The sequence below is a fragment of the Burkholderia multivorans ATCC BAA-247 genome (assembly GCF_000959525.1).
Lineage (GTDB): Bacteria > Pseudomonadota > Gammaproteobacteria > Burkholderiales > Burkholderiaceae > Burkholderia > Burkholderia multivorans.
On record NZ_CP009831.1, the window covers coordinates 2,231,926 to 2,252,693 of the forward strand.

Below are 20,768 nucleotides of genomic sequence, written 5' to 3' on the forward strand. Positions count from 1 at the left end.
CTGAAGAGGTGATTTCCCGCTTTGGCTGGGTATGTCGATGCATGGTGCGCGGTGCAGGCACTGACTGTGCGTGCGATGCGCTGGAGACGGGAAGAGGATTAGAGCGACGCATTTCGGCCGCCGCAAATGCAAAAACCCCCGCCTGCTCGGGCGGGGGTTCTTGGCTTAGGGAGCCTGACGATTACCTACTTTCACACGGGAATCCGCACTATCATCGGCGTAGAGTCGTTTCACGGTCCTGTTCGGGATGGGAAGGGGTGGGACCGACTCGCTATGGTCATCAGGCAAAGAGGGTTGTTGCGCAGCTTCGCAGCGCAACCAATCGGGAAGAAGCAGTAATTTTGGTTGTGCGTATCGCACACGAGAATCGACAAGTTCTGTAAGACAGACTTGTTATAGGATCAAGCCTTACGGGCAATTAGTATCGGTTAGCTGAACGCATTACTGCGCTTACACACCCGACCTATCAACGTCCTGGTCTCGAACGACCCTTCAAGGAGGTCAAGCCTCCAGGGATATCTCATCTTAAGGCGAGTTTCCCGCTTAGATGCTTTCAGCGGTTATCTCTTCCGAACATAGCTACCCGGCGATGCGACTGGCGTCACAACCGGTACACCAGAGGTTCGTCCACTCCGGTCCTCTCGTACTAGGAGCAGCCCCCTTCAAATATCCAACGCCCACGGCAGATAGGGACCAAACTGTCTCACGACGTTTTAAACCCAGCTCACGTACCTCTTTAAATGGCGAACAGCCATACCCTTGGGACCGGCTACAGCCCCAGGATGAGATGAGCCGACATCGAGGTGCCAAACACCGCCGTCGATATGAACTCTTGGGCGGTATCAGCCTGTTATCCCCAGAGTACCTTTTATCCGTTGAGCGATGGCCCTTCCATACAGAACCACCGGATCACTATGACCTGCTTTCGCACCTGCTCGACTTGTCGGTCTCGCAGTTAAGCACGCTTATGCCATTGCACTATCAGCACGATTTCCGACCGTACCTAGCGTACCTTCGTACTCCTCCGTTACCCTTTGGGAGGAGACCGCCCCAGTCAAACTGCCTACCATGCACTGTCCCCGATCCGGATCACGGACCAAGGTTAGAACCTCAAACAAACCAGGGTGGTATTTCAAGGACGGCTCCACCGAAACTAGCGTTCCGGTTTCATAGCCTCCCACCTATCCTACACAGATCGGTTCAAAGTCCAATGCAAAGCTACAGTAAAGGTTCATGGGGTCTTTCCGTCTAGCCGCGGGTAGATTGCATCATCACAAACACTTCAACTTCGCTGAGTCTCGGGAGGAGACAGTGTGGCCATCGTTACGCCATTCGTGCAGGTCGGAACTTACCCGACAAGGAATTTCGCTACCTTAGGACCGTTATAGTTACGGCCGCCGTTTACCGGGACTTCAATCAAGAGCTTGCACCCCATCATTTAATCTTCCGGCACCGGGCAGGCGTCACACCCTATACGTCCACTTTCGTGTTTGCAGAGTGCTGTGTTTTTATTAAACAGTCGCAGCCACCAGTTTATTGCAACCCCTTCACCCTTCCAGCGCAGGCTGGTCAAGCTACAAGGGCGTACCTTATCCCGAAGTTACGGTACCAATTTGCCGAGTTCCTTCTCCCGAGTTCTCTCAAGCGCCTTAGAATACTCATCTCGCCCACCTGTGTCGGTTTGCGGTACGGTCATCGTTAGACTGAAGCTTAGAGGCTTTTCTTGGAACCACTTCCAATTGCTTCGCGACCGAAGTCGCTCGCGCCACACCCTTGAATCCTGCGCCCGGATTTGCCTAAGCGCCTTCTCCAATGCAGCGACCGGGACGTCCAACACCCGGACAACCTTCCGCGATCCGTCCCCCCATCGCATCTAACGACGGTGCAGGAATATTGACCTGCTTCCCATCAGCTACGCATTTCTGCCTCGCCTTAGGGGCCGACTCACCCTACGCCGATGAACGTTGCGTAGGAAACCTTGGGCTTACGGCGAGGGGGCCTTTCACCCCCTTTATCGCTACTCATGTCAGCATTCGCACTTCCGATACCTCCAGCATCCTTTACAAGACACCTTCGCAGGCTTACGGAACGCTCTCCTACCATGCGAGCAAGCTCGCATCCGCAGCTTCGGTATATGGCTTAGCCCCGTTACATCTTCCGCGCAGGACGACTCGATCAGTGAGCTATTACGCTTTCTTTAAAGGGTGGCTGCTTCTAAGCCAACCTCCTGACTGTTTTAGCCTTCCCACTTCGTTTCCCACTTAGCCATATTTGGGGACCTTAGCTGGCGGTCTGGGTTGTTTCCCTCTTGACACCGGACGTTAGCACCCGATGTCTGTCTCCCGTGATTGCACTCTTCGGTATTCGGAGTTTGCTATGGCGGGGTAATCTGCAATAGACCCCCCAACCATGACAGTGCTCTACCCCCGAAGGTGAGACACGAGGCACTACCTAAATAGTTTTCGGAGAGAACCAGCTATTTCCAGGTTTGTTTAGCCTTTCACCCCTATCCACAGCTCATCCCCTAACTTTTCAACGTTAGTGGGTTCGGACCTCCAGTACGTGTTACCGCACCTTCATCCTGGCCATGGATAGATCACCTGGTTTCGGGTCTACGCCCAGCAACTGAACGCCCTATTCGGACTCGCTTTCGCTACGCCTGCCCTATACGGTTAAGCTTGCTACTGAACGTAAGTCGCTGACCCATTATACAAAAGGTACGCCGTCACCCCTTACGAGGCTCCGACTGTTTGTATGCATGCGGTTTCAGGATCTATTTCACTCCCCTCCCGGGGTTCTTTTCGCCTTTCCCTCACGGTACTGGTTCACTATCGGTCGATCACGAGTATTTAGCCTTGGAGGATGGTCCCCCCATCTTCAGACAGGATTTCACGTGTCCCGCCCTACTTGTCGTACACCTAGTTCTTTCATACTGTTTTCGCCTACAGGGCTATCACCTGCTATGGCCGCACTTTCCAGAGCGTTCGGCTAACAATACGAATAAAGAGTACAAGGCTCATCCCATTTCGCTCGCCACTACTTTGGGAATCTCGGTTGATTTCTTTTCCTGCGGTTACTTAGATGTTTCAGTTCACCGCGTTCGCTTCACATGACCTATGTATTCAGTCATGGATACTCCATACGGAGTGGGTTTCCCCATTCGGACATCCCCGGATCAAAGCTTGTTTGCCAGCTCCCCGGGGCTTTTCGCAGGCTACCGCGTCCTTCATCGCCTGTGATCGCCAAGGCATCCACCACATGCACTTGTTCGCTTGACCCTATAACGAGTCTGTCTCATGGACAGTCGCTACAGGTTGAGTTCTCGCGTTGTGCCGTATTCCAATTGAGTCGAACATGAAGTTCGAATCATCTTGAGATACATCGATACAATCACAACCCGGATAGTTTCCACGTCCATCTCATAAGACGCTTCCGCTATCCAAATTACTTACTTCTTCCTGATTGTTAAAGAACGACAGCCGATACAGTTTCCTGCATCACTCTGACTGGCTCAATCGCCAATGCAAAGCGCTCGCTGAATTTTCAGCAAACTCTTAGCGTTGGTGATTGGTGGAGGCAGACGGGATCGAACCGACGACCCCCTGCTTGCAAAGCAGGTGCTCTCCCAGCTGAGCTATGCCCCCATGTACAGAGACCACCCAGGTTTCTTCTCGCCAGACAACTTGGTGGGTCTGGTTGGATTCGAACCAACGACCCCCGCCTTATCAAGACGGTGCTCTAACCGACTGAGCTACAGACCCCTGAGTCTGTCTTGATTACAGCCGATAAGCGTGAGCGCTCAACTTCGCGAGATAGCTCTGGAAAGGAGGTGATCCAGCCGCACCTTCCGATACGGCTACCTTGTTACGACTTCACCCCAGTCATGAATCCTACCGTGGTGACCGTCCTCCTTGCGGTTAGACTAGCCACTTCTGGTAAAACCCACTCCCATGGTGTGACGGGCGGTGTGTACAAGACCCGGGAACGTATTCACCGCGGCATGCTGATCCGCGATTACTAGCGATTCCAGCTTCATGCACTCGAGTTGCAGAGTGCAATCCGGACTACGATCGGTTTTCTGGGATTAGCTCCCCCTCGCGGGTTGGCAACCCTCTGTTCCGACCATTGTATGACGTGTGAAGCCCTACCCATAAGGGCCATGAGGACTTGACGTCATCCCCACCTTCCTCCGGTTTGTCACCGGCAGTCTCCTTAGAGTGCTCTTGCGTAGCAACTAAGGACAAGGGTTGCGCTCGTTGCGGGACTTAACCCAACATCTCACGACACGAGCTGACGACAGCCATGCAGCACCTGTGCGCCGGTTCTCTTTCGAGCACTCCCGAATCTCTTCAGGATTCCGACCATGTCAAGGGTAGGTAAGGTTTTTCGCGTTGCATCGAATTAATCCACATCATCCACCGCTTGTGCGGGTCCCCGTCAATTCCTTTGAGTTTTAATCTTGCGACCGTACTCCCCAGGCGGTCAACTTCACGCGTTAGCTACGTTACTAAGGAAATGAATCCCCAACAACTAGTTGACATCGTTTAGGGCGTGGACTACCAGGGTATCTAATCCTGTTTGCTCCCCACGCTTTCGTGCATGAGCGTCAGTATTGGCCCAGGGGGCTGCCTTCGCCATCGGTATTCCTCCACATCTCTACGCATTTCACTGCTACACGTGGAATTCTACCCCCCTCTGCCATACTCTAGCCTGCCAGTCACAAATGCAGTTCCCAGGTTGAGCCCGGGGATTTCACATCTGTCTTAACAGACCGCCTGCGCACGCTTTACGCCCAGTAATTCCGATTAACGCTCGCACCCTACGTATTACCGCGGCTGCTGGCACGTAGTTAGCCGGTGCTTATTCTTCCGGTACCGTCATCCCCCGACTGTATTAGAGCCAAGGATTTCTTTCCGGACAAAAGTGCTTTACAACCCGAAGGCCTTCTTCACACACGCGGCATTGCTGGATCAGGCTTTCGCCCATTGTCCAAAATTCCCCACTGCTGCCTCCCGTAGGAGTCTGGGCCGTGTCTCAGTCCCAGTGTGGCTGGTCGTCCTCTCAGACCAGCTACTGATCGTCGCCTTGGTAGGCCTTTACCCCACCAACTAGCTAATCAGCCATCGGCCAACCCTATAGCGCGAGGCCCGAAGGTCCCCCGCTTTCATCCGTAGATCGTATGCGGTATTAATCCGGCTTTCGCCGGGCTATCCCCCACTACAGGACATGTTCCGATGTATTACTCACCCGTTCGCCACTCGCCACCAGGTGCAAGCACCCGTGCTGCCGTTCGACTTGCATGTGTAAGGCATGCCGCCAGCGTTCAATCTGAGCCAGGATCAAACTCTTCAGTTCAAACCTGTTACTGTTTTCGGTTCTCTCGAACCGGTCGCTCACTCAAAGCTGACAGGTCATATGAATTGCTTCATAAACCTGACTTACTTTAGTGTGAGACTCTTGATACTTTTGCTATCCCGATCCGAAGATCAGGTCTCGCTCACATCAAGCGCCCACACTTATCGGCTGTTAGTTTTTAAAGAACATGTCTGCGAGCAGATCGTCTTGCTCAGCAGCGCTGCGTTGTCAGCAGCAGAGAAGCGAGATTATGAACACTGTTTCGCAGATCGTCAACAACTTTTTTCACTACATCGTTGCGACTGCGGGGTTCTTCTTCCTTCGTCGGGCGGGTGCTCACACTGCAGCACACGTCCGACTTCGCTTCCCCTTCCGCGCCGCGTTTCCGTTAGCGCGAAAGAGGCGTGATTCTATGCAGCCCACGCCCGATGCGCAAGGGGTTTCGCGAAAAAAATCCAGGGCCCCGCACGCTATCGCGCGCGGGGCCCTGGATCGACACGCCGGAACGCTCAAGCCGCGCGTACCTGCCGCGCGACGATCTCCATATAGTGATCGAGATCCGGCGTCGGCTTGCCCTCGGCCTTGGCCGTATCGTCCCAGCGGCGCAGACGCAGCGCGTCCTCCGCATACGGACGCCGCATGAACGTCGCCGCCTCCTCTTCGCTGAACACGCCGCCCTGCAGCGCGAGGCTGCGCACCGAGTCCGGCGACAGACTCTGGAGGTAGCCGGCGTCCGTCCGGCACAGGCAGCGCTTCGCGTCGACATGTAGCCGGATCGGCTCGAGCACCGCGTCCGAAAACAGCGGCCGCAGAAACGGCAGCACGAAATACTGATGCAGATCGTCGATCCCGCGCGCGCTCGGTGTCTCGCCCTGGCGATTCAGCAAATGCCCGAGGTCGTGCAGAAACGCGGCCGCGACGAGCGCCTCGTCGGCGCCGGCCTCTTCCGCCAGCAGTCCGCTCTGCAGCGCATGCTCGAGCTGCGTCACCGGCTCGCCGCTATAGGCGACATGGCCGTGCTCGCGATACAACCGATCGATGTCTTCCACTGTCAGCGCCATTGCGTCACTCCCAAGGCAACGAGAAGGTCTTCAGGTTCGTGAAGCTCTTCATCGCCTCCTGAACGCCTTCCTTGTAACCGAGCCCCGAATCCTTGATCCCGCCGAACGGCGTCAGCTCGAGCCGGTATCCGGGCACTTCCCATACGTTCACCGTCCCCACGTTCAACTCGTTCACGAATCGCACGATCGCCGCCGTACTATCGGTGCACACACCCGACGACAGCCCGAACGCGGTGCCGTTGCTGATCCGGATCGCGTCGTCGATCGTGTCGAACGCGATCACCGGCGACACGGGGCCGAACGTCTCCTCGCGGACGAGCGTCATCGACGGATCGACGCGATCGAGCACGGTCGGCGCATACAGCGCGCCGCGGCGAATGTTGCCGGTGAGCAGGCGCGCGCCATGCGCGAGCGCGTCGGCGACGCGCGCTTCGAACAGCCGCGCCGCCGCATCGTCGATCACCGTGCCCATTTCGTTCGTCGGATCGAACGGATCGCCGTACCGCCACGCGCGCGTCTTCTCGACGAGCGCCTCGGTAAACGCCGGCGCGATCGAGCGCTGCACGAGAATGCGCTTGACCGCCGTACAGCGCTGCCCCGAATTCCGGTACGAGCCGAGCGCCGCGAGCGACGCCGCGCGTTCGGCATCGGCATCGTCGAGCACGATCAGCGGATCGTTGCCGCCGAGCTCGAGCACGACGCGCCGGTAGCCGGCCTTCGCCGCGATCGCCTTGCCGATCGCCACGCCACCCGTAAACGTGATCAGCGAGGCCTGCGCGTGCGTGACGAGTTCGTCGGCGATCTCGCGCGGGTCGCCGGTCAGCACCTGCAGCATCGGTTCGGGCAACCCGGCTTCGTACAATAGGTCCGCGAGATAGAACGCCGACAGCGGCACCTTCTCCGACGGCTTCACGATCACGCGATTGTTGGTCGCGATCGCCGGCGCGATCTTGTGCGCGACCTGATTCATCGGGTGATTGAACGGCGTGATCGCGACGATGACGCCCTCGAGCGGCTGTCGCTGCGAGAACACGCGCCGCGCCTTGCCGTGCGGCGTCAGATCGCACGAGAAGCTCTGCGCGTCGTCGCGCAGCGCCTCGACCGCCGCGAACTTCAGCACGTCGGCGACGCGGCCGATCTCGTAGCGCGAGTCCTGCTTCGACAGGCCCGACTCCAGCGTGATCAGATCGGCCCCCTCTTCCGCACGTTCGCGCAGCAGCGCGGCCGCCCGCTCGAGAATCTGCGAGCGTTCGTAGCGCGTGAGCGTCGGTCGGTAAGCGACGGCATAGTCGAACGCGGCGCGCACGTCGTCGACGCTCGCGAGCGGCGCGGTGCCGACGCGCGTGCCGGTATACGGGTCCCTCACGTCGAACGTGCGCTCACGCGGCGCGCGCGTGCCGCACCAGCGCAGCGCCTCGGCGCGAAACGCGGGGTGGTCCTGTCGCGGATGGGCCATCATCGCGCGACCCGGTTCAGCACGAAATCGAACACGTCGAAATTTCGCGGACGGCGCTCGACGTCGCGCCGCACGATCCGACGGTTGAACAGCAGCGGCACTTCCTGCTCCGACACACCGCCGTGCGAACGCAGCGGCACGGTCAGCCCCGACAGGTCGTGGTCGCGCTCACGCGTGCCGAGCGTCGTGTCGCGGCGCGCGATCACGACGAGGTCGCCGATCCGGTCGGCCGGCAGCGAGAAGCGTGCGACGGCTTCCGCGTTGTCGAGCACGCATTCGACGCCGTCCAGGCCGCCGACACGCCACATCGCGTCGGTGCGATTGATGGCGGGCGCCAGATAGACGGTCGCGAACGACCCAAGCGCGCCGTGATGCACGACATACGGATCGGTGATCGGCAGGATCACGCGTGCGGCACGCGCGCCGAACCAGCCGTCGAGCGCATCCTGCAGATAAACGACGTTCGGCCGGCCCGTCGCCGGATCGTGCTTCGCGTTCATCCCGTGATCGGCCGTGACGCCGATTGCCCAGCCGAGCGCGTCGAGTTGCGCGAGATAGCGGTCGGTCATCGCATAGAACGCATTCGCGCCGACACTGCCGGGCGCGCACTTGTGCTGCACATAGTCGGTCGTCGACAGATACATCAGATCGATCTGGCGCGTCTGCGCGAGCCGCACGCCGGCGGCGAACACGAATTCGGACAGTGCGGCGCTATAGACGTCCGGCGACGGCAGCCCGACCCAGTCGAGCACGTCCGCTATGCCGTTTTCCGCGAGATTCGCCTGCGCGGCCTTCTCCGCCGAAAAGCACACGCCGTTCAGCTGCCAGCCGAGCAGCCGGCGCAGCTTGTCCTTCGCGGTGACGACGGCCACGCGCGCACCGGCGTCCGATGCGGCCGCGAGCAGCGTGCCCGCGCGCAGATAGGCCGGGTCGTTCATCATGACCTCGGCGCCGCGCCCGCCGTCGGCGTCCGGATCCCAGAAATAGTTGCCGCAGATCCCGTGTACCGAAGGCGGCACGCCGCAGACGATCGATACGTTGTTCGGGTTCGTGAAGGTCGGCACGACGCAGTCGGCGCGCCATGCGCTGCCTTCGGCGATCATCCGGCCGATGAACGGCGCAACGCCGGCGTCCACCGCGCGCACCAGATCGTCGTACCCGCAGCCGTCGATGCAGACGACTGCCGTCGGCTCGGACGGCAGGCGGTAGCGGCGGCCGTTGACGTCGACGAACCGACCGGCGAGATCCGCCGGCGCGCCGCACCCGGCGGGCGCCGCACCCGGCGCGCGCAACGCGAACGCGGCGTTCATGCGGCGCTCCGCGTGCCGCGCGGTACGCGCGCGGCGATCAGCAGCAGCGCCGCGAGCGACGCGCCGAGCATCAGCAGCGACAGCGCCGACGCAGGCAGGTAATAGCCGCGCTCGACCTGACCGATCACGACGATCGGCACGGTCGCGAAGCCGGGCGGATAGACGGTCAGCGTCGCACCGAGCTCGCCGAGCGACAGCGCGAAGCCGAGCGCGAGGCTCGCGCGCAGCGCCGGCACGAGCTGCGGCAGCAGCACGCGGCGCAGCACCATCGCGGGCGGTGCGCCGAGACTGGCGGCGGCTTCGCGCAGCACCGTCAGCTCCGGACGCAGCGCCGCAGCCGCGCAGCGATAACAGAACGGCAGAATCAGCGCGAGCTGCACCAGCACGACGATCGCCGCCGAGCTCGACAGATCGACGGGCTTCTGGTGATACGCGATCAGCACCGCGAGCCCGAGCACGACGCTCGGTACGCCGTTCGGCACCATCACGAGCGCATCGACGACCGCGCCGATCCCGCGCCGGTCGCGCCCTTCCAGCGCGAGCGCGAGCCACAGCCCGAGCAGCGTGCCGAGCGCCGCTACGCCGAAGCCGATCTCGAGACTCGTCAGCAGCGCGTCGTATTCCGGCGATCCGAGCCGCGCGAACCAGCGCAGGCTGTAGCCGGCCGGCAGGATCGTGCCGGACCACTGGGTCGCCACGCTCGACAGCGCGACGACGATCACCGGCAGCACGAACAGCCAGAAGCAGGCGAATGCAGCGAGCGCGAGCGCGGCGCGCGCCGCATGTTTGAGCAGCGCATCGCGCCAGTCGGCGCGGCGCCGCGGCACCGCGTGCGCGACGTGGATTTCAGCGGACATCGTTTCCTCCCGTCGCACGACGGTTCACGCGGCGATAGACGGCATAGAGCGCAAGCGACAACGCAAGCATCGCGACCGCGCCGGCCGAGGCGGTCGGCAGGTCGAGATCGACGGTCGCGCTGCTGTAGATCGCGACCGGCAGCGTGACGAGCCTTGCGCTGCCGAGCACGAGCAGAATCCCGAATTCGTTCAGCGTCAGCAGGAAGCACAGCACGGTGCCGGCCGCGATGCCGGGCCACGCGATCGGCAGCACGACGCGACGCGCGAGCATCCAGCCGGACGCGCCGAGGCTGCGCGCCGCTTCGATCAGCCGCAGGTCGAGCGTCGCGAGCGACGCGAGCGTCGGACGTACCACGAACGGCGTATAGAACACCGTCTGCGCGAGGATCACGCCGCCGATGCCGAACAGGAAATCGAGCGGCGGCGCCTCGAGATGGAACAGCTGCTGCAGCGCGATGCTGACCGAGCCCTGCGAGCCGTACAGGAAGATCAGCGTGAACGCGACGAGGAACGACGGGAACGCGACATAGAGCTCCAGGAATCGCGTCACGAGTGCCGCGCCGGGGAACGGCCTGAAAAACAGCAGCGCGGCCAGCATCACGCCGAGCAGCGATGCGGTGCCGGCGCTCGCGAACAGCACGCCGAGCGTCGTCAGCAGCACCTGGCGCGTGTCGGGGTTGCCGAAGAAAGTCCGGTACGCGGCGAAACTCAGCCCGTGATCGCCGGACAGGCTCAGCAGCACGAGCCGCACCAGCGGATAGACGACGAGCGGGCCGAGCACGACGATCGCAAGCGCGAGCAAATGGAAATCGGCGATGCGCTTGCGGCGCTTCGCCGCGGCCGCGTGCGCGGCGGCCGACGCGCGCACTTGCGGCGGCAGTCCGGCTTCAGGGGTCGATAAGGACGACATCGTCTGCCTCGCAATGCAGGGAAACGCGCGCGCCGCGCGTCGGCGCCGCCGCACGGCCGCGTTGCATCGTCACGCGCACCGGTTCGTCCGGCGCGGCGTCGAGCACGACCGCGATCGACAGGTCCGCGCCCTGCCATTCGACCGACGCCACGGTGCCGTGCAGCCCACCCGCGGCAAGCGGCATCACGGTCAGGCGCTCGGGCCGTACGCAGGCGACCTTGTCGCGCGCGTCGTGGCGCGCATCGCCGAGCGGGAAAATCACGTGCGGCGGCAGCAGGTTCGCCGGGCCGAGATAGCGCGCGACATAGCCGTCGTTCGGCGCGTCGTACAGCTGTTGCGGCGTACCGAGCTGGGCGATGCGTCCGTCGCGCAGCAGCAGCGCGCGATCGGACAGCACGAGCGCATCGTCGCGGTCGTGCGTCACGCAAACGACGGTCAGATTCGGCAGCCGCTCGTGCAGCGCCTTCAGTTCGCTGCGCACCGACGCGCGCAGGTTCGCATCGAGTGCGGACAGCGGCTCGTCGAGCAGCAGCACGTCGGGCTCGATCACGAGCGCGCGGGCCAGCGCGACGCGCTGCTGCATCCCGCCCGACAGCTGCGCCGGCAGATGATGGCCGGCATCGCCGAGCTGCACGAGCTTCAGCGCGTCGGCGACGCGCCGCGTGACCTCGGGCGACGCCATCCGGCGCGCGCGCAGCCCGAATGCGACGTTCTCGAACACCGACAGGTGCGGAAACAGCGCGTAATTCTGGAACAGCAGACCGAGATTGCGCTTGTGCGGCGGCGCATCGGTCAGATCGCGGCCGGCAACGGTCAACGTGCCGGTCAGGCCGTCGGCCTTCACGAACCCGGCGATGAAGCGCAGCAGCGTCGTCTTGCCGCAGCCGCTCTTGCCGAGCACGGTCAGAAATTCGCCGGCGCCGATCGACAGCGACAGATCCTCGAGCACCGTGCGCGCGCCGTAGCGCACGCTCAGATGCTCGATCTGCACGCCGCCCGGCGCGCCGGACCGCAGCGTCGTGCGCGGCTCGGCGGCGCCGAATGCGCCGGGATGGGTCAGGGCGGTATCCACCAGGGTCATCCTCTTGCTCACGGGAACGGGCAGCGCGCGCCGCTCACTTCGGCTTCACGACGTCGAGCGGCTTGCCCGAGCTGCCGATCACATCCTTCTTCCAGCGCTCGAGCCACACCGGCTTCTTCGCCATCACCTGGTTCCAGTCGACCGGAATCAGCTTCACGCCCGCAATCGCCTTTTTCACCGCCTCGCCGTTCTTGCCGGTCAGCGGCACGTCGGTGCGGCCCGGAATGCCGTACATGTCCGGCACCTTCGACTGCACGTCGGTCGACATCAGATAGTCGATCAGCTTCTTGCCGGCGTCCTGGTTCGGGCCGCCCTTGATCAGACCGATGCCGTACGGGAGCTGGAACGTCGTCGGCTGGTCGCCTTCCTTCGCCGCGAGAAAGATCGGCTTGACCGACAGCGCGCCGTGCTCGGCGTCGTCGAGATCCATCTGCAGATCGCCGTTCGCGACCGCGATCTCGTTGCGCGACAGCAGCACGTTCAGGTAGCCCGTGCCCTTCGTGTGGAACTTCACGCTCTGCGACAGCTTCGCGAGATAGTCGAACGCCTTGTCCTCGCCCATCAGCGACGTCGTCAGGATCAGCACGGCCATCCCGTCGCCGGCCGTCGCCGGGTTCGAGTACGCGACCTTGCCCGCATAGCTCGGCGACAGCAGATCGGCAAACGTCTTCGGCTGGTTCTTCACGACTTCCGGGTTGATCGCGAACGAGAAGTAGTTGTTCACGAACGTCGCCCACGTGCCGTCCTCGGCCTTCGCGATCGCCGGCACGTTCTTGTAGTTCACGCTCTGATATGCCTGCAGCAGCCCCATCTGGCCCGCCTGCTGGATGAACGGCGGCAGCGTGACGATCACATCGGCCTTCGGCGAATTCTTCTCGATGTTCGCGCGGTTCACGACCTCGCCGCTGCCGGCCGTCACGATGTTCACGCGCACGCCTTCCTTCTTCTCGAAGGCAGGAAGCACGTCGCGATACAGGTTCTCGAGGCCGTCGGCCGTATACAGCACGACCGCGCTCGCCGCATGCGCGGGCAGCGCCGCGCCTTGCAGCAGGCCCGCCGCGCACGCGGCCAGCGCCAGCTTGCGGAACGCGCCGGCAGCGGCGCGCGTGGAATTCTGCAGTGTCATCTCACTTCTCCGTAGGCGGTACACCAAACGGCCGGGGCACGTCCGGCTCTGCTCTGCGCGCCGGCCGCGCGCCATGCGGCGGTTCCGGCCCGAGCGGTTGTCGATCGGGGGCGAGCCGGCCGATCGGCCCGCGTCGCCGCCGCGCACGGCGCTCGTGCGCGGCACCCGAAGGATCACAGCGTTCGATGACAAACCCGTGACGTGCGCCACAATTTCCACAAAATGACACATTTTGCCAATATCCTGCAAGTCGCTCAGAAATGCCGCCCGGCGTTTCGTCCGATCCTTGCTGGAGAAAACCATGTCCGATCCGATCCTGCTGACGCCCGGCCCGCTCACGACGTCCGCCACAACTCGCCACGCAATGCAACATGACTGGGGCTCGTGGGATGCCGCGTTCAACCGGCTGACGGCGAGCGTCTGTGCGGACCTCGTCGAGATCGCGCACGGCGCGGACGAATACGTCTGCGTCCCGATGCAGGGCAGCGGCACGTTCGCGGTCGAGGCCGCGCTCGGCACGCTCGTGCCGCGCGACGGCGTCGTGCTGGTGCCCGAAAACGGCGCGTACTGCACGCGCATTGTGACGATCCTGGAACGACTGGGCGTCGCCGCGATCGCGCTGCCGTTCGGCGAGGATGCGGCGGTCGACCCGGCCGCGGTCGACGCGGCGCTCGCGCGCGAGCCGCGCATCACGCACGTCGCGCTCGTGCATCTGGAAACGAGCGCCGGCATCCTGAACCCGCTCGACGCGATCGCCGCCGTGTGCCGGCGGCACGGCAAGCGGCTGATCGTCGACGCGATGAGTTCGTTCGGCGCACTGCCGATCGCGCTTGCGGGCAGCGGCATCGACGCCCTGATCTCGGCCAGCGGCAAATGCCTCGAAGGCGTGCCCGGCATGGGATTCGCGATCGTGCGGCGCGGCACGCTCGACGCGTGCGCCGGCAACGCGCGCTCGCTCGCGCTGGATCTGCACGATCAGTACGCGTATCTGCGGAGGACCGGCCAGTGGCGCTTCACGCCGCCGACGCACGTGGTCGCCGCGCTGCGTGCCGCACTCGATCAGTATCGGGCGGAAGGCGGGCAGCCTGCGCGCGGCGCGCGCTACCGCGAGAACTGCCGCACGCTGATCGAATCGATGCGAGCGCTCGGCTTCGTGCCGTTTCTCGATGCAGGCATTCAGGCGCCCGTGATCGTCACGTTCCATGCACCGGCCGATCGCGCGTATGCGTTCCGCCCGTTCTACGATGCCGTACGCGATGCGGGTTTCACCCTGTATCCGGGCAAGCTCACGCGCGTCGAGACGTTCCGCGTCGGCTGCATCGGCGCGATCGATGCCGCGGACATGCGCCGCGCCGTCGCCGCGATCGCGCATGCGATCGAGTCGCTCGGCATCGCGCTGCAACCGGCGTGAAGATATAAAAAAGCCCGGCGGCCTGGGAGGCCGCCGGGCGAATGCACGACTGCTGCGTGGAGCCGGTGCTTAGAGTTCGATCCGTTTGATGTCGCCGACGACGAAGATGTACGACAGCGCGCCGATCAGCGCGATCGCGCCAATGAACACGAGCGCGCCGACGAACGAGCCGGTCGAGGCGACGATGAAGCCGACGACGAGCGGCGTGACGATGCCCGCCAGGTTCGCCGCGAGGTTGAAGATGCCGCCCGTCACGCCGAGCAGGCCGTCCGGCGCGATGTCGGACACGAGCGTCCAGCCGAGCGCGGCCATCCCCTGCGCGAAGAACGCGACCGACATGATGGCGATCACGGCCTCGTTGCTCTGCACATAGTTCGCGAGAATGATCGTCGATGCGAGCAGCAGGCCGGCGATGATCGGCAGCTTGCGCGCGAGGTTCGCGGACTTGCCGCGACGCAGGAGCCAGTCGGAGAAGATCCCGCCGAACATCACGCCGACCGATGCGGCGATGAACGGCATCACCGCGAAGAAGCCGATCTTCAGCCAGCCCATATGGCGCTCGGTCGCAAGATAGGTCGGGAACCAGGTCAGGAAGAACACGAGCGTCGAGTTGCCGGCGAACTGGCCGAGGCAGATGCCCGCGAGCTGGCGCTTCTTGAGCAGCCGGCCGGCCATCGACCAGCTGAACGCCTTCTGCGCCGGCTTGTCGTTCTTGCGCACGCCGTGCACGAGACCGCCGCCCGCCTCGATATAGGCGAGTTCCGCGGCGTTCGCGCCCGGATGATTGCGCGGCTCGTGATAGAACTTCCACCAGACGAGCCCGAACAGGATGCCGGCCGCACCGACGACCCAGAACAGCGAACGCCAGCCGAACGCGCCCATCAGCGCGAACAGCACGGGGCTGAAGAACGCCAGGCCGATGTATTCGCCGACCGTGTAAGTGCCGGTCGCCATCGCGCGCTCGTTCTGCGGGAACCACGTCGCGACCACGCGGCTATTCGTCGGAAAGCACGGCGCCTCGCTGAGGCCGAGGCCGAGCCGGCATGCGAGCAGCGTCGCGACGCCCGGCACGAAGCCCTGCAGGAACGTGCAGAGCGACCACAGCGTCATCGACCAGTAATAGGTGACCTTGCTGCCCAAGCGGTCGAGAACGAGACCGCCCGGCACCTGCGCGACCACGTACGTCCACGAGAACGCCGAGAACATGATGCCCATCACTGCCGCGTTGATGCCGAGCTCCTTCGTCAGCTGCGGCGCCGCCACGCCGAGCACGGTGCGGTCGAGATAGTTGATCATCGTGCCGATCGCGAGCAGCGCGAGGATCTTGTAGCGCGCCGACGTGCGCCGGGCCGCGCCGGCGGCGGCCTGCGCCGGCGCGGCGCTCGTACGGGTGGGGTGCTGCATGGTCGTCTCCTGGTCTCTCTTTATGTCGATGGGTCAGCGCGCGACGAGCGACTGAAAGTGCTCGAACATCCGCTCGGCGTCGGGCGTGCGTCCGGTGAAGAGTTCGAACGCATCGACCGCCTGGTAGACGGCCATGCCGCCGCCGGGCAGCGTCGCGCAGCCCGCCGCGCGTGCCGCGCGGATCAGTTCGGTTTCGAGCGGGAAATACACGATGTCGGCCACCCACATGCCGGCGTGCAGCAGTTCGGCGGGCAGCGGCAGGCCGGGATGCTTGATCATGCCGGTCGGCGTCGCGTGGATCAGGCCGGTCGCCGCACGCATCGCGGCCGCCAGCGCATCGCCGGACGGCGTGCCGCCCGCCGTAACGCGCGCAACCGGAAAACGCTGCTGCAGTTCGCCGGCGAGCGACGCGGCACGCGTGGGGTCGACGTCGAACAACGTCAGTTCGGCCGCGCCCATCTGCAGCGCCGCATGCGCGACGGCCGCGCCCGCGCCGCCCGCGCCGAGCTGCACGACGCGCTCGAGGGACGCGCCCGGCAGCCCGCGCCGGAACGACTTCGCGAAACCGGACCAGTCGGTGTTGTGGCCGATCCGGCGGCCGTCGCGGAACAGCACCGTGTTGACCGCGCCGAGCGCACGCGCATCGTCGGACAGTTCGTCGAGGTGCTCGATCACGCGCTGCTTGCACGGATGCGTAATGTTCAGGCCGTCGTATCCCATGCGCTGCGCGGCATCGAGCAGCGCGGGCAGCGCGTCGACGCTCAGCCCGAGCGCGTCGAGATCGATACGTCGGTACACGTAGCCGAAACCCTGCCGGAATCCTTCTTCTTCATGCATCGCGGGCGACAGCGATCCGCCGATGCCCTGGCCGATCAGGCCGATCAGAAACGACGGACGATTCATCGCGCGGCTCCCCGCGCAAGAAGCGTCGCCATGCGCTGCAGCGCGAAAATGTAGCCGTCGGTGCCGCAGCCGCAGATCACGGCTTCGGCGAGCGCCGCCACGTACGAATGGTGACGGAATGCCTCGCGGCGGTGCACGTTCGAAATATGCACCTCGATCACGGGCTTCGCGATCGCGGACAGCGCATCGGCCAGCGCGACCGACGTATGCGTATAGGCGGCCGGGTTGATCACGATGCCGTGCGTGTCGTGGCGCGCGGCATGCAGCCAGTCGATCAGCTCGTGTTCGGCGTTCGACTGACGGAACTCGAGATCGAGCCCGAGCGACTCGGCCTCGGCGCGGCAGCGCTGCTCGACGTCGGCCAGCGTTTCGGCGCCGTAGATATGGGGCTCGCGGGTGCCCAGCAGATTGAGGTTCGGCCCGTTCAGCACCAGGACCTTGTGCTTGCTCATCAGGATTCTGCTCCAAAAATCGGGGCGGACCGTTGCGGCGACCGCCCCGCGACATCGGGAATGGACGCTAGTGTGCGCCCGCACATGCCGGTTGTCTTTTCGGGTTTTCGCTTATTTGTACCATCTAGTTAGTTTGTATAATTCGCTACACTCCCCCAGTAAACTCGGGATATGGCGCGCGCGGCGAATTCAACGACTGGTTCATTCAGGGTCGGTTCGGGCGCCGCCGCCCGTTCTCCGCAGGATCCGCCCATGCAGCGCTCGATCGCCACTGTTTCCCTGTCCGGCACGCTCGCCGAAAAGCTCGCCGCCATTCAGGCCGCGGGCTTCGACGGCGTCGAAATCTTCGAGAACGATCTCGTCTACTTCGACGGATCGCCGGCCGACGTCCGGCGCATGGCGGCCGATCTCGGCCTCGACATCGTGCTGTTCCAGCCGTTTCGGGATTTCGAGGGCGTGAGCGCCGCGCAGCTCGCGCGCAATCTCGACCGCGTGCGACGCAAGTTCGACGTGATGCATGCGCTCGGCACCGACCGCATTCTCGTCTGCAGCAACGTGTCGCCCGACACCATCGCCGACGATGCGCTGCTCGTCGACCAGCTCGGCGCGCTCGCGGAAGCCGCGCGCGAAGCGGGTGTCGTCGTCGCATACGAGGCGCTGGCGTGGGGCCGCGTCGTGAAGCGCTACGGGCATGCGTGGCAGCTCGTGAACGCCGTGAACAGCCCGCATCTCGGCCTCGCGCTCGACAGCTTTCACACGCTGTCGCTCGACGACTCGCCCGATGCGATCGCCGACATTCCCGGCGAGCGCATCGCGTTCGTGCAGATCGCCGACGCGCCGAAGCTCGCGATGGACGTGCTCGAATGGAGCCGCCATTACCGCTCGTTCCCCGGCCAGGGCGACTTCGACCTCGCGCGCTTCACCGCGCGCGTGATCGAATCGGGCTATACGGGGCCGCTGTCGCTCGAGATCTTCAACGACGGCTTTCGCGCGGCGCCGACCGCGATCACGGCCGCCGACGGCCATCGCTCGCTGCTGTATCTGGAAGAGCTCACGCGTGCGCAGCTCGCCGCCGACGGCCGCTCGCCCGCGGCCGATCAGCCGCTGTTCGCGCCGCCGGCGCCGCCCGCGCACGTCGGATTCCAGTTCATCGAATTCGCGGTCGACGCGCAGGCGGCGACGACCGTCGGCGACTGGCTGCGCCGGATGCGCTTCCGGCTCGCCGGCCGCCACCGCTCGAAGGACGTCACGCTGTTTCAGCACGGCGCCGCGTCGATCGTGCTGAACGCCGAGCGCGACTCGTTCGCCGATGCGTTCTTCCAGCAGCACGGGCTGTCGCTCTGCGCGTCGGCGTTCCGCGTCGACGATGCGAAAGTTGCGTTCGAACGCGCGGCGGGCTTCGGATATGCGCCGTTTTCCGGCCGCGTCGGGCCGAACGAGCGCGTGTTGCCGAGCGTGAAGGCGCCGGACGGCAGCCTCGACTATTTCGTCGACGAAGCGCCGAACGGGCCGACGCTGTACGAATCCGATTTCGTGCTGACCGACATCGACGGCCCGACCGAGGTCGGCCCGCTGAGCGGCATCGACCATGTCTGTCTCGCGCTGCCGGCCGACGCGCTCGACACGTGGATCCTGTTCTTCAAGACCGCGTTCGGGTTCGAGGCCGAGCGGAGCTGGCTCGTGCCCGACCCGTACGGGCTCGTGCGCAGCCGCGCGGTGCGCAGCGCCGACGGCTCGGTGCGGATCGCGCTGAACGCGTCGGTCGACCGGCACACGGCCGTCGCCGAATCGCTGAACCGCTACCACGGGACCGGGCTGAACCACGTCGCGTTCCGCACCGACGACATCGTGAAGGCGACCGCGGCGTTCGCCGCCGATGGCGTGTCGTTCCTGCGCATTCCGGCCAATTACTACGACGATCTCGCGGCGCGCTACGGATTGTCGGACGAGATGATCGACACGCTGAGCACGCACCATCTGCTCTACGACCGCGACGAACGGGGCGGCGAATTCCTGCACGCGTATACGGAGCTGGTCGACAACCGCTTTTCGTTCGAGCTCGTCGAGCGCCGCGGCGGATACGACGGTTACGGCGCCGCGAATGCGGCCGTGCGGCTCGCCGCGCAGGCGCAGCGGCGCAAGTAGCGCGCGGCATCGCACCGCGCATCGGGCCCGGCGGCGTTACATGCGGTAACGCGATGCTGGCGCGATCGCACGTCGCGCGGTGCCGTTTTAAGAATCGCTTAAGTCTCGGCCGGCACCATCCGCATCCAGCCCTGAAGAATTTCTCAAAAAAGGAGGACAGCGATGAGCGCCGTAGAAGCACCCGCGGGCCGCCCGGCCGCGCCCCCTGCCAAGAAGACGATGCTGCGCCGCCTGCTCAGCCATCACGAAATCGCGACGCTGCTCGTGCTGCTGCACGCGCCGATCGGCGCGAACGCGAAACCGGAATTGCCCGCGCTGCAGGAAGCGGGCCTCGTCGAGATGGTCAAGCTCGACGCCGATGCCGCGCCGAGCTTCCGCCTGACGAAAGACGGCACGGCCGTCCTCAAGGGGCTCGGCTACCGCTGAGCCGCCGCCTCTGCCGCGCCGCCGCGCGCGCTCCGTTCCCCTGCCCGATCCTGCAGCATCATCCGGTACTCCGTCGGCGTCACGCCGACGGTCGCCTTGAACTGGCGCGTAAACGCGCTGTGATCCGTATACCCGCATAACGCTGCGACGTCGGTCACCTTGTCGTGGGTGACCAGCAGCGCCGTGGCCGCATCGAGACGTGTCTTCAACAGCACCTGACGCGGCGTCAGGTGAAACACCTTGTGGAAATAGCGCTCGAGCTGCGCGACCGACATCCCCGCCATCTGCGCGAGCTGCTTCAGGTTCAGCGGCTGCACGTAGTGATCCTGGATGTGCTGGACGACGTCCGCGAGCTTGCTGTACGCCGGATGCGAACCTTCGTGCGCCTTCAGGTCGCGCGAAATGCCGGCGAGGCCGACGACCTTGCCCGACGCATCGCGCAGCGGCTCCTTGCAGGTCAGGCACCAGCCGGGCTGACGCCCCGGATACAGATGCAGCTCGAGCTGATCGGTCAACTGCTGGCCCGCGTTGATCGTCGCCATGTCCTGCTCGAAATAGCTGCGCCCGAAACGGCGCGGAAAGACTTCGTCGGTCGTCTTGCCGAGCAGGTCGCGCTTGTCCTTGTAGCCGCAGCGCAGCGCCAGCGTGCGATTGACGAGCGCGTAGCGGCCGTTGGCGTCCTTCACGAAGAACGCGACGTCGGGCAGCGCGTCGAACACCGGCTCGAGCAGGCGAAAGTGCGCGAGCATCGCGCCGAGATCGGCGTTGTCGGTCCGATACCGCAACGTATCGGACAGGCTGTGAGGCGGTACGGCAAGCGTGGGCGTCATCCCGGCATCCGTGAAACAAGTAAGCGATGGCGACGATTATA

Annotated in this window: 14 protein-coding genes, 2 tRNA genes and 3 rRNA genes; 3 read left to right on the forward strand and 16 right to left on the reverse strand. The window is 64.1% G+C overall.

Translation table 11 applies throughout. The annotated features are described in order from the left end of the window. Positions 1-172 precede the first annotated feature (172 nt). The 12 genes from rrf to phnS all read right to left on the reverse strand — a co-directional run bounded on the left by rrf (position 173) and on the right by phnS (position 13,156). Positions 173-285 (reverse strand): 5S ribosomal RNA (rrf, locus tag NP80_RS11910). A gap of 112 nt (positions 286-397) precedes the next feature. After that, positions 398-3,278 (reverse strand): 23S ribosomal RNA (locus NP80_RS11915). Positions 3,279-3,568: 290 nt separating this feature from the next. Beyond that, positions 3,569-3,644: transfer RNA gene (locus NP80_RS11920), tRNA-Ala, on the reverse strand. Positions 3,645-3,684: 40 nt separating this feature from the next. Further along, a tRNA-Ile gene (locus NP80_RS11925) sits at positions 3,685-3,761 on the reverse strand. A gap of 61 nt (positions 3,762-3,822) precedes the next feature. Continuing rightward, positions 3,823-5,355, reverse strand: a 16S ribosomal RNA gene (locus NP80_RS11930). Together the 16S, 23S and 5S rRNA genes with 2 tRNA genes alongside form the textbook arrangement of a ribosomal RNA operon. 509 nt (positions 5,356-5,864) lie before the next feature. Next, on the reverse strand, positions 5,865-6,416 hold the full coding sequence (locus NP80_RS11935) for a phosphonate degradation HD-domain oxygenase (protein ID WP_006406898.1): 552 nt from the start codon (positions 6,414-6,416) through the stop codon (positions 5,865-5,867). A 4-nt stretch (positions 6,417-6,420) separates the two neighbouring features. Continuing rightward, entirely contained in the window at positions 6,421-7,875 is a 1,455-nt protein-coding gene (phnY, locus tag NP80_RS11940; protein WP_006406897.1) for a phosphonoacetaldehyde dehydrogenase, read from the reverse strand. Continuing rightward, the gene (gene phnA / locus NP80_RS11945) at positions 7,872-9,182 is read right to left on the reverse strand and encodes a phosphonoacetate hydrolase (RefSeq protein ID WP_006406896.1); all 1,311 of its coding nucleotides are present in this window, start codon (positions 9,180-9,182) and stop codon (positions 7,872-7,874) included. The genes phnY and phnA overlap by 4 nt, the downstream gene beginning before the upstream one ends. Continuing rightward, on the reverse strand, positions 9,179-10,039 hold the full coding sequence (gene phnV / locus NP80_RS11950; protein ID WP_006397206.1) for a 2-aminoethylphosphonate ABC transport system, membrane component PhnV: 861 nt from the start codon (positions 10,037-10,039) through the stop codon (positions 9,179-9,181). The genes phnA and phnV overlap by 4 nt, the downstream gene beginning before the upstream one ends. Continuing rightward, positions 10,029-10,949: a 2-aminoethylphosphonate ABC transporter permease subunit gene (gene phnU, locus NP80_RS11955; RefSeq protein ID WP_006409537.1), complete on the reverse strand. Its 921-nt coding sequence runs from the start codon at positions 10,947-10,949 to the stop codon at positions 10,029-10,031. Before phnU ends, phnV begins: the two co-directional genes overlap by 11 nt. Then, complete coding sequence (phnT, locus tag NP80_RS11960; RefSeq protein WP_035489174.1) at positions 10,927-12,030, reverse strand: 2-aminoethylphosphonate ABC transport system ATP-binding subunit PhnT; 1,104 nt, start codon at positions 12,028-12,030, stop codon at positions 10,927-10,929. Before phnT ends, phnU begins: the two co-directional genes overlap by 23 nt. A gap of 34 nt (positions 12,031-12,064) precedes the next feature. Then, the gene (gene phnS, locus NP80_RS11965; protein ID WP_006406893.1) at positions 12,065-13,156 is read right to left on the reverse strand and encodes a 2-aminoethylphosphonate ABC transporter substrate-binding protein; all 1,092 of its coding nucleotides are present in this window, start codon (positions 13,154-13,156) and stop codon (positions 12,065-12,067) included. Between the two features lie 301 nt (positions 13,157-13,457). Between phnS and NP80_RS11970 the strand changes: the two genes are divergently transcribed. After that, positions 13,458-14,567 (forward strand): 2-aminoethylphosphonate--pyruvate transaminase, encoded by a 1,110-nt coding sequence (locus NP80_RS11970; RefSeq protein WP_006406891.1) that lies wholly within the window; start codon positions 13,458-13,460, stop codon positions 14,565-14,567. Positions 14,568-14,636: 69 nt separating this feature from the next. Here the strand turns inward: NP80_RS11970 and NP80_RS11975 are convergent, their stop codons facing one another. Genes NP80_RS11975 through aroQ form a run of 3 tightly spaced genes read right to left on the reverse strand, consistent with a single transcriptional unit; the run spans position 14,637 to position 17,326 of the window. Then, a complete protein-coding gene (locus NP80_RS11975) occupies positions 14,637-15,971 on the reverse strand; it encodes an MFS transporter (protein ID WP_006409534.1) in 1,335 nt (444 codons plus the stop codon). Between the two features lie 33 nt (positions 15,972-16,004). After that, the gene (locus NP80_RS11980; RefSeq protein ID WP_006406889.1) at positions 16,005-16,874 is read right to left on the reverse strand and encodes a shikimate dehydrogenase; all 870 of its coding nucleotides are present in this window, start codon (positions 16,872-16,874) and stop codon (positions 16,005-16,007) included. After that, on the reverse strand, positions 16,871-17,326 hold the full coding sequence (aroQ, locus tag NP80_RS11985) for a type II 3-dehydroquinate dehydratase (protein ID WP_006406888.1): 456 nt from the start codon (positions 17,324-17,326) through the stop codon (positions 16,871-16,873). Before aroQ ends, NP80_RS11980 begins: the two co-directional genes overlap by 4 nt. A 252-nt stretch (positions 17,327-17,578) precedes the next feature. Between aroQ and NP80_RS11990 the strand changes: the two genes are divergently transcribed. Beyond that, entirely contained in the window at positions 17,579-19,471 is a 1,893-nt protein-coding gene (locus NP80_RS11990) for a bifunctional sugar phosphate isomerase/epimerase/4-hydroxyphenylpyruvate dioxygenase family protein (protein WP_035946295.1), read from the forward strand. A 162-nt stretch (positions 19,472-19,633) separates the two neighbouring features. Further along, complete coding sequence (locus tag NP80_RS11995) at positions 19,634-19,897, forward strand: hypothetical protein (protein WP_006397215.1); 264 nt, start codon at positions 19,634-19,636, stop codon at positions 19,895-19,897. Here the strand turns inward: NP80_RS11995 and NP80_RS12000 are convergent. After that, complete coding sequence (locus NP80_RS12000; RefSeq protein WP_006406885.1) at positions 19,888-20,727, reverse strand: AraC family transcriptional regulator; 840 nt, start codon at positions 20,725-20,727, stop codon at positions 19,888-19,890. The two genes, NP80_RS11995 and NP80_RS12000, sit on opposite strands and share 10 nt — an antisense overlap. Positions 20,728-20,768: the final 41 nt, after the last annotated feature.

What these genes read in the sequence shown, in the direction of transcription:
- NP80_RS11935 (WP_006406898.1), bottom strand. Translation starts at nt 6,416, where the DNA reads ATGGCGCTGACAGTGGAAGACATCGATCGGTTGTATCGCGAGCACGGC.
- phnY (WP_006406897.1), bottom strand. Translation starts at nt 7,875, where the DNA reads ATGATGGCCCATCCGCGACAGGACCACCCCGCGTTTCGCGCCGAGGCG.
- phnA (WP_006406896.1), bottom strand. Translation starts at nt 9,182, where the DNA reads ATGAACGCCGCGTTCGCGTTGCGCGCGCCGGGTGCGGCGCCCGCCGGG.
- phnV (WP_006397206.1), bottom strand. Translation starts at nt 10,039, where the DNA reads ATGTCCGCTGAAATCCACGTCGCGCACGCGGTGCCGCGGCGCCGCGCC.
- phnU (WP_006409537.1), bottom strand. Translation starts at nt 10,949, where the DNA reads ATGTCGTCCTTATCGACCCCTGAAGCCGGACTGCCGCCGCAAGTGCGC.
- phnT (WP_035489174.1), bottom strand. Translation starts at nt 12,030, where the DNA reads ATGACCCTGGTGGATACCGCCCTGACCCATCCCGGCGCATTCGGCGCC.
- phnS (WP_006406893.1), bottom strand. Translation starts at nt 13,156, where the DNA reads ATGACACTGCAGAATTCCACGCGCGCCGCTGCCGGCGCGTTCCGCAAG.
- NP80_RS11970 (WP_006406891.1), top strand. Translation starts at nt 13,458, where the DNA reads ATGTCCGATCCGATCCTGCTGACGCCCGGCCCGCTCACGACGTCCGCC.
- NP80_RS11975 (WP_006409534.1), bottom strand. Translation starts at nt 15,971, where the DNA reads ATGCAGCACCCCACCCGTACGAGCGCCGCGCCGGCGCAGGCCGCCGCC.
- NP80_RS11980 (WP_006406889.1), bottom strand. Translation starts at nt 16,874, where the DNA reads ATGAATCGTCCGTCGTTTCTGATCGGCCTGATCGGCCAGGGCATCGGC.
- aroQ (WP_006406888.1), bottom strand. Translation starts at nt 17,326, where the DNA reads ATGAGCAAGCACAAGGTCCTGGTGCTGAACGGGCCGAACCTCAATCTG.
- NP80_RS11990 (WP_035946295.1), top strand. Translation starts at nt 17,579, where the DNA reads ATGCAGCGCTCGATCGCCACTGTTTCCCTGTCCGGCACGCTCGCCGAA.
- NP80_RS11995 (WP_006397215.1), top strand. Translation starts at nt 19,634, where the DNA reads ATGAGCGCCGTAGAAGCACCCGCGGGCCGCCCGGCCGCGCCCCCTGCC.
- NP80_RS12000 (WP_006406885.1), bottom strand. Translation starts at nt 20,727, where the DNA reads ATGACGCCCACGCTTGCCGTACCGCCTCACAGCCTGTCCGATACGTTG.